The sequence below is a fragment of the Sandarakinorhabdus sp. genome, assembly GCF_031430775.1.
Taxonomy (GTDB): Bacteria; Pseudomonadota; Alphaproteobacteria; order Sphingomonadales; family Sphingomonadaceae; genus Sandarakinorhabdus.
Map to the genome: position 1 here is coordinate 1 of NZ_JANPCD010000123.1, position 10,321 is coordinate 10,321.

9 protein-coding genes and 1 pseudogene are annotated in these 10,321 nt (G+C 67.6%); all 10 read right to left on the minus strand.

Features of this window, described 5'->3' with window-relative positions; all coding sequences use genetic code 11:
* A pseudogene (locus tag RMQ73_RS07650) lies at positions 1–1,302 on the minus strand (hypothetical protein); the annotation flags it as partial.
* Entirely contained in the window at positions 1,302–3,581 is a 2,280-nt protein-coding gene (locus tag RMQ73_RS07655) for a hypothetical protein (RefSeq protein WP_310497510.1), read from the minus strand. The gene RMQ73_RS07655 and the pseudogene RMQ73_RS07650, both read right to left, overlap by 1 nt.
* Positions 3,581–3,970 (minus strand): GPW/gp25 family protein, encoded by a 390-nt coding sequence (locus RMQ73_RS07660; protein WP_310497511.1) that lies wholly within the window; start codon positions 3,968–3,970, stop codon positions 3,581–3,583. Before RMQ73_RS07660 ends, RMQ73_RS07655 begins: the two co-directional genes overlap by 1 nt.
* Positions 3,967–6,051 (minus strand): hypothetical protein, encoded by a 2,085-nt coding sequence (locus tag RMQ73_RS07665; RefSeq protein WP_310497512.1) that lies wholly within the window; start codon positions 6,049–6,051, stop codon positions 3,967–3,969. The genes RMQ73_RS07660 and RMQ73_RS07665 overlap by 4 nt, the downstream gene beginning before the upstream one ends.
* Positions 6,048–6,761 carry a phage baseplate assembly protein V gene (locus RMQ73_RS07670; protein WP_310497513.1) on the minus strand — a complete coding sequence of 238 codons (714 nt, stop codon included), beginning with the start codon at positions 6,759–6,761 and terminating at the stop codon, positions 6,048–6,050. Before RMQ73_RS07670 ends, RMQ73_RS07665 begins: the two co-directional genes overlap by 4 nt.
* 5 nt (positions 6,762–6,766) lie before the next feature.
* Positions 6,767–7,855 (minus strand): contractile injection system protein, VgrG/Pvc8 family, encoded by a 1,089-nt coding sequence (locus RMQ73_RS07675; protein ID WP_310497514.1) that lies wholly within the window; start codon positions 7,853–7,855, stop codon positions 6,767–6,769.
* Complete coding sequence (locus RMQ73_RS07680; RefSeq protein ID WP_310497515.1) at positions 7,855–8,022, minus strand: hypothetical protein; 168 nt, start codon at positions 8,020–8,022, stop codon at positions 7,855–7,857. Before RMQ73_RS07680 ends, RMQ73_RS07675 begins: the two co-directional genes overlap by 1 nt.
* 11 nt (positions 8,023–8,033) lie before the next feature.
* Entirely contained in the window at positions 8,034–8,828 is a 795-nt protein-coding gene (locus tag RMQ73_RS07685) for a LysM peptidoglycan-binding domain-containing protein (RefSeq protein ID WP_310497516.1), read from the minus strand.
* Positions 8,825–9,298: a phage tail protein gene (locus tag RMQ73_RS07690; RefSeq protein ID WP_310497517.1), complete on the minus strand. Its 474-nt coding sequence runs from the start codon at positions 9,296–9,298 to the stop codon at positions 8,825–8,827. The genes RMQ73_RS07685 and RMQ73_RS07690 overlap by 4 nt, the downstream gene beginning before the upstream one ends.
* Position 9,299: 1 nt before the next feature.
* A partial coding sequence (locus RMQ73_RS07695) for a hypothetical protein (RefSeq protein ID WP_310497518.1) occupies positions 9,300–10,321 on the minus strand: 1,022 nt, incomplete at its 5' end.

Consider the following 10,321-nt stretch of genomic DNA (forward strand, 5'->3'; position numbering starts at 1 on the left):
CGACCGCGACAGCAGCGGCCCCGGCTGCTCCTGCCATGGGCCAAGCGCGGCGGCATCATCCCCGCAGCGCGCCGCCACGGTGATGCGCGCCCCCGGCGGCACACAACCATCGATGCGCAGCCGGTCCCACACCGCGCCGGGCTGGCCGGCATCGAACACCGGCGTCAGGAACGCCGCGCGCGGCTGGTAACGCTGGCGAGGCTGTTCGACCATGCGCACGAATACGGGGCCGCTGTCATAACTGGCCTGGCCCTTGATGGTCAGCAGCGCCCGGCCGCCATAGCGCCGCAACGGGAATGTCTCGGGCGTGGCCACCAACTGGTCACCCACCAGCTTGAAGGCGCGGGCCTGGTTGCCGCTGCCGCCGGCGACCATCAGCCGAAACGCGCTTTCGCCGCCGCGCAGCAGCACATTGCCGGCCACCATGTCATGGGGTGCGAAGTCCAGCGGCAGCACGGTGCCTGCCGCGCCTTCCCGCCACAGGCAGACAAGATCGGGGCTGCGCGACAGCACCGCGATACTGCCGTCGGGCATGGCGGCAATGGCGATGGGGTTGATGCCCGGCGCCAGCCCCGACAGGTCGGCAAACGCCGGCGCTTCGGGCGGCGCCGTGGTGCGCGGCGGGCCGGTTTCGGGCTGGAACAGGTCCGGTTCCGGCGCAGCACGGCCCACCGCCGCCGACAGCATGGCATTCAGCCGGTACAGCCGCAGCGCTGGGGCGTCTGCCGGAGTTGCCGGCGCGCCTAGCAGCCACAGCCCGTCGCCGCACGCCGGCTCAAGGTCGGTCACCACCGGCGCCTGCCCATCGGACCAGGCCAGCGCCAGCGGCGGCCCACCGGCCACAAGATCAAAGGCATGCAAGCCCGCCGCAGTGGCTGCGACCAGCCAGCCATCATCGGTGGCGGCCAGCGCCGTCCACGGCGCGGCGGGCGCAGAGTCCGCCTCCTTGGCTGCAAATATCCCGCGCGGCGCGGGCCGGACGCGCGGATCGGGCCAAAAGGGTGAAACACTATTGTCGCCGGCCGATCTGACAAACAACCGCGCGGCATCGGCGCCGATGAAATAGATATTGCCATTGGCATCAGCCGCCGCCGCCCGCCGCAGCGCCGGTGCCAATATGGTGTCCCCGGCATTGGGCGGCAGCAGGTCGAGACGCGGCGCCAGCGTCACCTCGCTGCGGTCCTCGTCCCAGCCGGGGGCCCCCGGACTTCCCCAGGCAATCGGCGCGCCGGCCAAACCCAGGCACCGGCCCCAATCGGCGGCCCCGAGCAGCAAGGCATGACGCTGGCCGTCGGCGTTCATCAGCAGCTCTCCGAAGCAACTGGTAGCGGCAGCCGGCGCGGCCCGGCGGTGATGACCGCGCTGCCGACATCACCGCGCAGCAGCGCCAGATCGACCGGCACGCCCGACACGACCGAAATCCCCAGGATTTCCGGTAGTTCGATGCCCGTGATGGCGACCAATTCAACCGCCGCGCCATTGCCCACCGCCAGCAGCACATCGGCCACTTCGATGACGCCGGCGACCCGCGCCGCTTCGGCCATCAGGGCGCGGGCGTGCACCGCCTTGCCCAGCGGCCAGCCGCGCAGCGCCGGATCGACCTGCGGACCATAGAGCGGCCCATCGGTGGCCGTGAAATCGCCGCCATCTGCCGGCAGCGGCGATAGCCATGCCATCAGCCGCGCTTTCACCGCCTCGGTCACTTCGGCAATGGCATGGCCGCCGGCCACTTCGATGCCGACCGACAGCCACATGCCCTTGTAGATGGGGCCGCGCAGCACAAGCTCGGTCGTCACCAGCCGGCGCGGATCGAGCCAGCGGCACAGCGCATCCAGAAACGGCCCGTCGGCGCGCGGCGCATGCGGATGCACAGCATCAAAGCGCGGCGCGGCGAGTACGGTGACGACCCCCGGCACCGCGCCGATGCCCGCCGGTGCCAGGTCGGGATGCCAGGCCGGCAACACATCGATGCGGCCAATGGCGATACCGGGCGTGCGCCAGGCAATGGCGCGGAAATCCGCTTCGGTCACCAGCCGGTCGCGGTGCTGCAACATGCGCTGCACCTGCTTTTCGCCTCGGCTGACCGGCTCGGCATCACTGCCGCCCCAGGTCGGCACCGGGTTGGTGACCTTGAAACCGCCGGGCAGCAATGGCCCGGCCTTGATGGCGCCGGCGCCGACATTGCCCTCCAGCCCTTCGGAATATTCGTATCGCGCATATAGCCGCTCGCCGCTGCGGGGGCGCTGCCCGGCCAGCCCATCGCCGAAACGGATGATGCCCGCCTCGGCATCCAGCCGGAACGATGTTGCCGGCGCCATGTCCAGCGGCAGCGCGCTGCCCGGCACCGGCACTTCTGGCGCAGCGGCCAAAAGGTCATCCAACTGTGTCCAGCTTGTTTCGGCGGTGCCATTGGTGCTGACCAGTGCAACACTGCCTTCCAGTACCGGCGCGCGCGATAATTGCCGGCTCTGGTCCGGGCCGCCATCGCCGTCGGCCAGCCGTTCGGCCCGCACCGTTTCGAACTGCCGCACCATCGCGGCATTGATACCGGCCCAGCGCAGCTTCAACTGCCGGCCCGCCGGCAGGCTCACTCGCAGCCACGTCACCAGCCGGCCCGCGATGCCATTGTCATCAATGGCCGGCGGCAAATCGCCAACGCCGGCCTCAAGCGGGTCGATGTTGTTCCACAGTTTCAACGTATCGGCAGCCGGCAGGCCGATCTCGCCGACCCCGGCCTCCCGGCTCGGATCGAATGCCAACCGCGCCGACAATTGCCGCCAGTCCGGTGCTGGGCGCCCATCCTCGGCGAACAGCAGCTCGCCATTGATATCCGGCCGCGCGATATCGAACAGCAGCGGGTCGGGTTGCATCTGCGTGCCAGCAACGGCCACGATCCGCTGCTCGACATCTTCGGCCGGCGCCAGGCCAAGCGACAATGTGCGCCCGGCAATCGCCTCGCGCACGGTTTTCCAAGGGTCGGCTGCGTCGCCGGGCACATCGGCGGGCCGCGCCAGCAGCGCAATCCACAAGGTCCGATCGATTGTGTCATCCAGATCGAGCGGGCCTTGCGCCGCGTCCCAGGGCACCGACTGATACAGCGCCATGGCGGTCGGCGGGATGCCATATGAAGCATAAAGCAGTTGATAATATTGCAGTGTTTCCGGAGATTCGTCGCTCAGTGCCCGCTTGGTGAACAGCCGCGCCTCGACCGGCAACACGTCCAGGCCGCGCGTCGTATGAAACGGCATGGCGCCGGCCAGCGCAAGATGGTCGGCGGCAATGGTCTGGGTCACGCCGGCGCCATTCTCGTTTGTAAAACTGATGATGCCGCGCGCCGGTTGGGCGGTCTGCAGGGCGATACCGAGCAATTGCAGGAACTTGGCGCGGTTGCGTTCCGGAATCTGGTTGGCGCGGAAAATCAGGTTCTCGGTCAGAAAGGCAAACAGCTGCACCAGTGTGACGCCGGGGTCCGCCGTGTTGAAGTTTGTCCATTCGGGCGTGTGGACGGGCACCCGCGCCAGGGTCTCCTCCACAAGGCTGCGAAAATCGCGGTCATCAAGACGCGGGGCGGGCAAGGGCATCAGGCGCTCCCCAGGGGTATGGCGACGCGCGTCTGTTCGGCGGCGCCGGTGGCAACAAGGCGGTAGGCAATGGCGGCAATGGCAGCGCTGTCATCGTCCGGGTCCGGCCCCACTTCGACACTGAGCAGGCTGATGCGCGGTTCCCACCGGCGCAGCGCATTCTGGATGACATCGGCCAGCCGGACATGGGTTGCAGCGTTGTTCGGTTCGAACAGGAACCGCCCCAATCCGGCACCGAAATCTGGCAGCATCAAGCGCTCGCCGGCCTCGGTCTTGAGAATGATGGCGATGGATTCGCGGATATTGGTTTCCCCTTCCGACCAGGCCATGCGGCCATCGGCGCCGACACGCGGCGGAAACGACAGGGATTTGCCAAAGATGCTGCTCATGGCTTTGCCTTCAGCTTGGGCACCGGAAAGCACGCGATGAACCACGGCAGCCAACGGAAGATGAAATCGAACAGCGTCACCATGATCATCAGCAAAATCAACGCGCACAGCGTGATGATCGGGATCGACAGCGAACAGATCATGCCGATTTCCAGGCCCGTGCCGCCCTTGCAGCCGCCGCCATCGCCGATGTCGATATCCTTGTGGAACGGCCATGGCAGCACTTGCAGGACGAGATCGATGAACCCCAGCCCCTTGGCGCGCTGTACCTGCCCGCAAAGCATGTCCGACATGACAAAGGCGGTGCCCCGGCCATGCTTGCGCAGTCCCGCCGGGCTGGTGTCGGATGGCAGGGTGATGGTCAGTGGCCGCACCGGCGCATCGGGGTCGAAAAAGCTGGCGAGGCGGAACTGCACGCTGGGCGACGACAGGGTCGGCGGATGCAGCGGCCCGCAATCGGCATTGAGATGCACCATGCGGATGACGAACAGCCCGGAATCGCCCGCAGTCTTGATGACGATGTCGCGCAGTTTCATCGCGTGTGGGATCGGCTGGGCGGTCGCTTCGGTGTCGGCCGGCAAGGCGCGGGCGAGCACGGCGGTCAACCGGTCGAGTTGCTGCACGTCGAACGGTGCGCCGGTGGCGGTATCGGCGGGTGAGGTAATGATCGTGCTCTGTTCGGGCGTGGCGCCGGAAGGGTCGAGCGCGGTGCCGATGACGGGCAGGGCAGGCGCGGGCGGCACGATGCTGGCAAATGGCCCGGTAACGACGCGGCTGCTGTTTATGCCCGCCAGCACGAAGTGGAAATCCGGCCAGCCCGGCACCTTATCCCTTGCGGTCCTGGCGGTATATTGGCCGGCATTGGTCTCCAGCGCGGTTTCAAAGGGCAGGATTTTCTGAAGCGCGGTGCGCAGCGACAGCGTCATCGGCTTGAGCACGGCGCCGGAAACAGGGTGGAGCATGGCAGCAATCAACGCGGCATCGCCCGGCACAGCCGGGTCGATTTTGGCGTCTTCAAGCGCATTCCATGCCGTGCGCGCCGGCGTGCCGGTGGCGGGCGCGATGCTGCTGACCAAGGCGGCCTCAAGCAATGGCAGATGGTCCGCGATCCATTTGCGCAAATCGAGGATCAGCAACCAGGACTGCATCTGGAACTGGATATTGGCCTCGAACACGCGGCCCGCGCGCTGGGCCGGCGGCTCTGCATCAAGCCCGCCAGTGGTATTCTTCGCCAGCTCGATGGCCGTTTTCATGGCGCTGCCGAGCAAGGCCTTCCAAGGCTCCATCACCTCCATGCGCAGCCGGGTGGTGCGCGCCACCGTGGAGTTCGGCACGGGGCCCGGCGGCGGCGGGTTCAGCGCACTGACCTGCCCGGCGACAAGCGAAACCGCTGTGGTGACCACGGGACGCGAGATATATTGCTCGCGCCGGCCCACCGGGATCAGCCCGCCCCACAAGGTGCGCCGCGCGCCGCTTTCATCGGTATGCAGCAGCGGGAACAGTGGCAGCAATTCCTCGCCCGGTGCCAGGCCATCCGTCACCTTCTGCCAGCGCGCCGCGTCGCCGTCCTGCACATGGGCATATTCCACCAGCGCCGCGCCGGGAGCGGGCCGCCCATCGGCGGGCATCAACCGGCGCACCACGAAATGCACGCGCTCGGCGCCGCCGGACAGCACATGTTCGGGCAGGCCCGGCAGCGCACAGGCCAGACTGCCGGCAACCACATAATACCGCTGGTGCGCCGGCTGATACAGCTTCATCGGCTGCGGCGGCTCGGGCGGCGGCGGCGCCACCGGGTCCCTCATCAGCCGCCCGCGCCGCGCCGCTTTCATGGGTGCCGGCAGCGGCACGCGTGCGATGGGGTCATCCAGATCGGCCGCCATCGGCGGGTCGCGCCATGTTTCCGGCCGGGCAATGCGGTCGCCCAGCCGCGCCGGATTGTCGGCCAGCACGGCCAGCAGCTGCGCCATGAAGTCATCGCTGGCAAAGCGCAGGATCTGCGGCGCCGCCGCGTAGGGCGTCGTCCCGCGCCACAACGGGCGCGGCGCTTGCCATGCCAGGGCATGATGCTGCGGCTTCACCAGATGTTCCCCGCGCCCGGAGTGTAGGTCGCGGCAATGCAGGTCGTCGCGATCAGCGTGTCGCAACGCACAACGCCCGAAAAGGTCGACATGCCGGCATCGACGGTGACCAGCCCGGCCGAGACCGCGACCTGCGCCGCATTGACCGTCACCTTGGCGGCGGCCGTAATGGTGATGCCGGCGGCTTCCAGCTTGATCGAATTGCCGTTCGAATCCTCGATGGTGATGGCGCCGGGGCCGTCTTTCAGGGTGAATTTCTGGCCGCCCGGCGTTTCCAGCTTGATTGTTTCCTGGCCACTGCTGTCATCGAGCGTGATCTTGTTGCCGCTGCGCGTGCGGATCATCTTGATGGCATTGCCGGACGCCATCGACGTTGGCGGGCTATCCTGGCCGTTCCACAGCCCGCCCAGCACATAGGGCCGGCGCGGGTCGCCATGCTCGAACGCCACAAGCACTTCGTCGTCCACATCGGGCAGGAACCAGCTGCCGCTTTCGCTGCCGGCAAACATCGTGGCCATCCGCGCCCAAAGCGTATAGCCATCGCCGCCGCCGCCGTCCGGAGACCAGGCCAGCTTGACCTTGACGCGGCCCTGGCCATCGGGGTCCTGGTTTTCGGTCACCGTCGCCGGCGCCACGCCGTACCAGCGCCCGCCCCAACCCTGTGCGGCGCGTTCGTCCAGCATGGCGCCGGCGCGGGTCTGTTCGGTCACGCCCATCAGGGCCTGCCCCCCGATGCCCGACCAATGCCGGGGCGTTCGCAGGCAAATTCGCTGCGCATGCCGGCGGCTTGGTCAAAGCGGTGGGTGACGGACGTGGCGCGGTAATCGCCGTCGAACAGCGGCCCCAACCCGGTCAGTGCCAGCGTCGCGCCCACCCGCAGGTCGGCGCGGGCTTCGGCCACACCCTCGCCGCTGACAAAGCGGCGTGCCGATGCGCGAAATTGCGCCTCGGCCACGGCGCGGGCTTCGCTGCCATCGCGCGGCAGGGCATGGGCAATGGTATCGACACGCGCGCCGAACTGCCCCGACAATATGGCAGCGCCCGATTCCTTGTCGCCGATTTCGCTGGATATGGCCGAACCTTCGGCACGGTGCGAGGCGGCGGCCTTGTCGGCGACATTCCAGCCCGATGCGACCATGGCGGTGCGCTGCCCGGCGAGATCCGCCTCGACATGAAATTCGCGCAAACTGCCGGCCCAGCGCAGCTCCACCCGGCTGCCGGCACGCAGGCTTGCGGCCTTGAGATCGGCGCCCTCCACCCAGATCGCCACCTCCTCGCGCCGTGCCAGATCGTGCAGCAGGGCAAGGTCGCTCTGGTTCAATTGCGCGATGGCGGGCTGGGTGGCCGGATTGATGTCCAGCACCGGCGACAGGCCATGGTCGCTGGCAATGCGGCGCAGCACATCGGCCAGGCTCGCCTGCTCAAACACGCGCGTGCGCCGTGTCATGCGCAGGTCCTGCAACCGGTCCTCCGCCAGCACGCCGATAGTCGGCGGGCCGCCATCGGGAAAATCGGCGGTGATGGCGCTGATGCGGCCATCGAACAGCAGGTCCTCTCCCAGCTTGACCTTGATTCCCTTGCCGAATTCCAGCGTGCTGCGATCGAAATGCTGGAACCCCGGTGTCTCGCCGCCCCAATTGCCGAACACCAGCTCGGCGCGGGCCATGCCGTCCACCGCCTCGGCCAGCTCCATGGTGATCAGCGCCGATTCAAGCCGGTCGGCGCGCGTGCCATCGATTTCGATGGTCGGGCGCGCCGGCCGCATCGGCAGCGGCGTTACATTGCTGGCAGGAACGGCAGGCATCAGTGCGCGCTCAGCCGCTGCGCGCGTTGCGCCAGCCGCGCCAATGGCCGGCGCAACTGCTGCGGTTCGATGTGCTGCGGCGCGCTGCCGCCTGCGGGCGCGGCGGCGGCTGGCGCGGCTGTTGCCGGGTCGGCGACGGCTTCGAACTGGTTGATGACAACAGCCATGGCAGACGCTTTCAGTTGAGCAGGCGAACGGTGGGCGGGGATATGCTGGGTGTCTGGATGCCGGCAGATGCGCTGCCAGAAAACCCGCCCGAAACCCCGCCCGAAACACCAATCGACGCGCCAATCGACACGCCTGCCTTCAGGTCGACCAGCTGGCCGGGCTTCAACCGCAGCGGGTCCTCGATGCCATTGGCCGATGCGATGCTTTTCCAGTCGCTGTTGCCGTCGCGCGCGGCCATCTTCTGGACGCTGTCGCCGGATTTGGCCTGGTTCATCGGCGTGCGGCCAGGCGTTTGCGGCACCTTGCCGTCCCCGGTAAACGTCGCCACCAGGATTTTCTGCTGGCCCAAAGTCAGCGATATCTGCGCCCGCAGCGGTTTGCCGTCCGGCGAGAAATACTCCAGCGTTTCCTCAAGCCCCTCGACAATGCCGTCGAACAGGAACGACCCCCAGACAAAACGCGTGGCCGGCGGCACCATCTTCTTGGCATCGGCCTTGTCAGGCGTCGGCGTCATGAAATAGATGATCTTCTGCGTCAGTCGCCGCACGTCATCGACGGCGTTTTCGGTCATCGCGGTCACGTCGAACCACAATGTCAAAGCCAGCTTGGTGGTACCGGCGCCGACAAACTGCCGCCCGGTGTTGCCTGCCGCCTGGTCGCCGCCCTGCGGCTGTACCAACTGGTTGGCGAACGTCACCTTCAGCGTTTCGGGGTTGAACTGCACCGGCACATTCTCGCCGCCCGGCTTTTCCTTCAGGAAATCCGGCTCCAGCTCTATCAGCGCGGCTTTTTCCAGCTTGGTCATGCCGCCGCCTTTCCCGCTTTAAAGGTGAGCGTTTCATAAGCGATCTGCATTTCCTCGATGGCGACCGCCGTGCTCATCGCCGACAGGGCAGGCGCCTTGAGCTTGACCGGCATGCAGCGTGACAGCAGGAACCGCGCGCGCTCGCTGCCATCGGGGCCTAGCAGCACGACCTCGGCATCGGCGCGCAGGCGCGGGTCGGCCACGCTGTCCTTGAACCAGGTCCACAAGTCGAAATTTTCGGTCATGCCGCGCTTGAGGGTGAGGTTGGCGTAGGACACATGGCCAGCCACCCGGATCGCCCGGTCCGGCGCGCCGCCCTCTTTGATGGTTTTCACCTCCATGGTTATTTCCAACCCGTCGCAATCGGCAAAGGCGGCCTCGGCCAGCGGCTTGGACTGGCCGGCACGCATGATTTCCACGGCGAATTTGAACGCCAGGAACGGATAGGGCCGGGCGCTGCTCTCGGGCATGTCAACGCTCCTCCGCCACGCCGAAACGCGCGCCCTGCTGCGTCAGCACCAGCGTCAGGAACCTGAGCGGCTGGGCCGGCGCAATGCCGATTTCGATGACCAGCCGGCCGTCATCCTGCGACCTGGCATCGGCATCGACCGCCAGCCGCCAGCTGTCATCGCCGCCGCTGCCGGCAAAGGCCCCGCGCCGGCCCAGATCGGCCAGCATGTGGCCGAATATGCGCTCGATGGCGCGGCGCAGCGTGTCGCCGTTCGGCTCGAACACGAATGCCGCGCCCTGCCGCACGGTCACGCGGCGAAGCAAGCTGACCAGCCGCCGCACGTTTATCCAGCGCCAGTCATGTTCCGGCGACAGCGTGAACACATCGCTGACGACAAAGCCGTCGGGCGTCTGGTGCAGCCGGTTGAGGCGGTTCATCGCCAATGCTTCGGCATCGCTCGAAGCCAGCGCCGGGCTGAGCGCCACGATATCGGCCAGCGGCTGGCCCGCTGCCGCAATCCACGCCCCGCGCCGCCGGGCGCGCACCGCATGGCTGCCGGCAACCGCGCCTTCGGGCGGCACCGCGACGGCGCCATCATCGCCCATCGCCACCGGCCAGGGGTGGAACAGGGCAGCAAACGACAATGGGCGCGGCTCGGCTAGGAACGGCGCCGCCAGCGCATCGACATGGGCCGCCACATCGCCGGCACCGTATTGGACGGGCAGCGCCAGCAGCGCGAGCTGGTCGCCGATGGCCGCTGCCGTGCGTATCAGCGCCTGCTGCACTGACAACAGTGTGCGGTTGTCATAGCTTTCGGCCTGCTCCCACAGGCTGGCCAGCGCCTGTACGCCGGTGACGTCCGGCAGGCTGATGTTGCTGTCCAGGCTGGCAGTCACCCGGTAATAATAGGCGCCCTCGCGGCTGATGAGCAGGTCATGGGAAAGCGCCTTGCCCTCCCAAATCACCACCGCATCGGCAAAATCGGCGCGTCCGGCCTCCTCCAGCGTGTACATGCTGCCCGGTTCCGACGCGCTCCACGCCA

What these genes read in the sequence shown, in the direction of transcription:
- RMQ73_RS07655 (WP_310497510.1), bottom strand. Translation starts at nt 3,581, where the DNA reads ATGCCCTTGCCCGCCCCGCGTCTTGATGACCGCGATTTTCGCAGCCTT.
- RMQ73_RS07675 (WP_310497514.1), bottom strand. Translation starts at nt 7,855, where the DNA reads ATGCCTGCCGTTCCTGCCAGCAATGTAACGCCGCTGCCGATGCGGCCG.
- RMQ73_RS07680 (WP_310497515.1), bottom strand. Translation starts at nt 8,022, where the DNA reads ATGGCTGTTGTCATCAACCAGTTCGAAGCCGTCGCCGACCCGGCAACA.
- RMQ73_RS07660 (WP_310497511.1), bottom strand. Translation starts at nt 3,970, where the DNA reads ATGAGCAGCATCTTTGGCAAATCCCTGTCGTTTCCGCCGCGTGTCGGC.
- RMQ73_RS07690 (WP_310497517.1), bottom strand. Translation starts at nt 9,298, where the DNA reads ATGCCCGAGAGCAGCGCCCGGCCCTATCCGTTCCTGGCGTTCAAATTC.
- RMQ73_RS07685 (WP_310497516.1), bottom strand. Translation starts at nt 8,828, where the DNA reads ATGACCAAGCTGGAAAAAGCCGCGCTGATAGAGCTGGAGCCGGATTTC.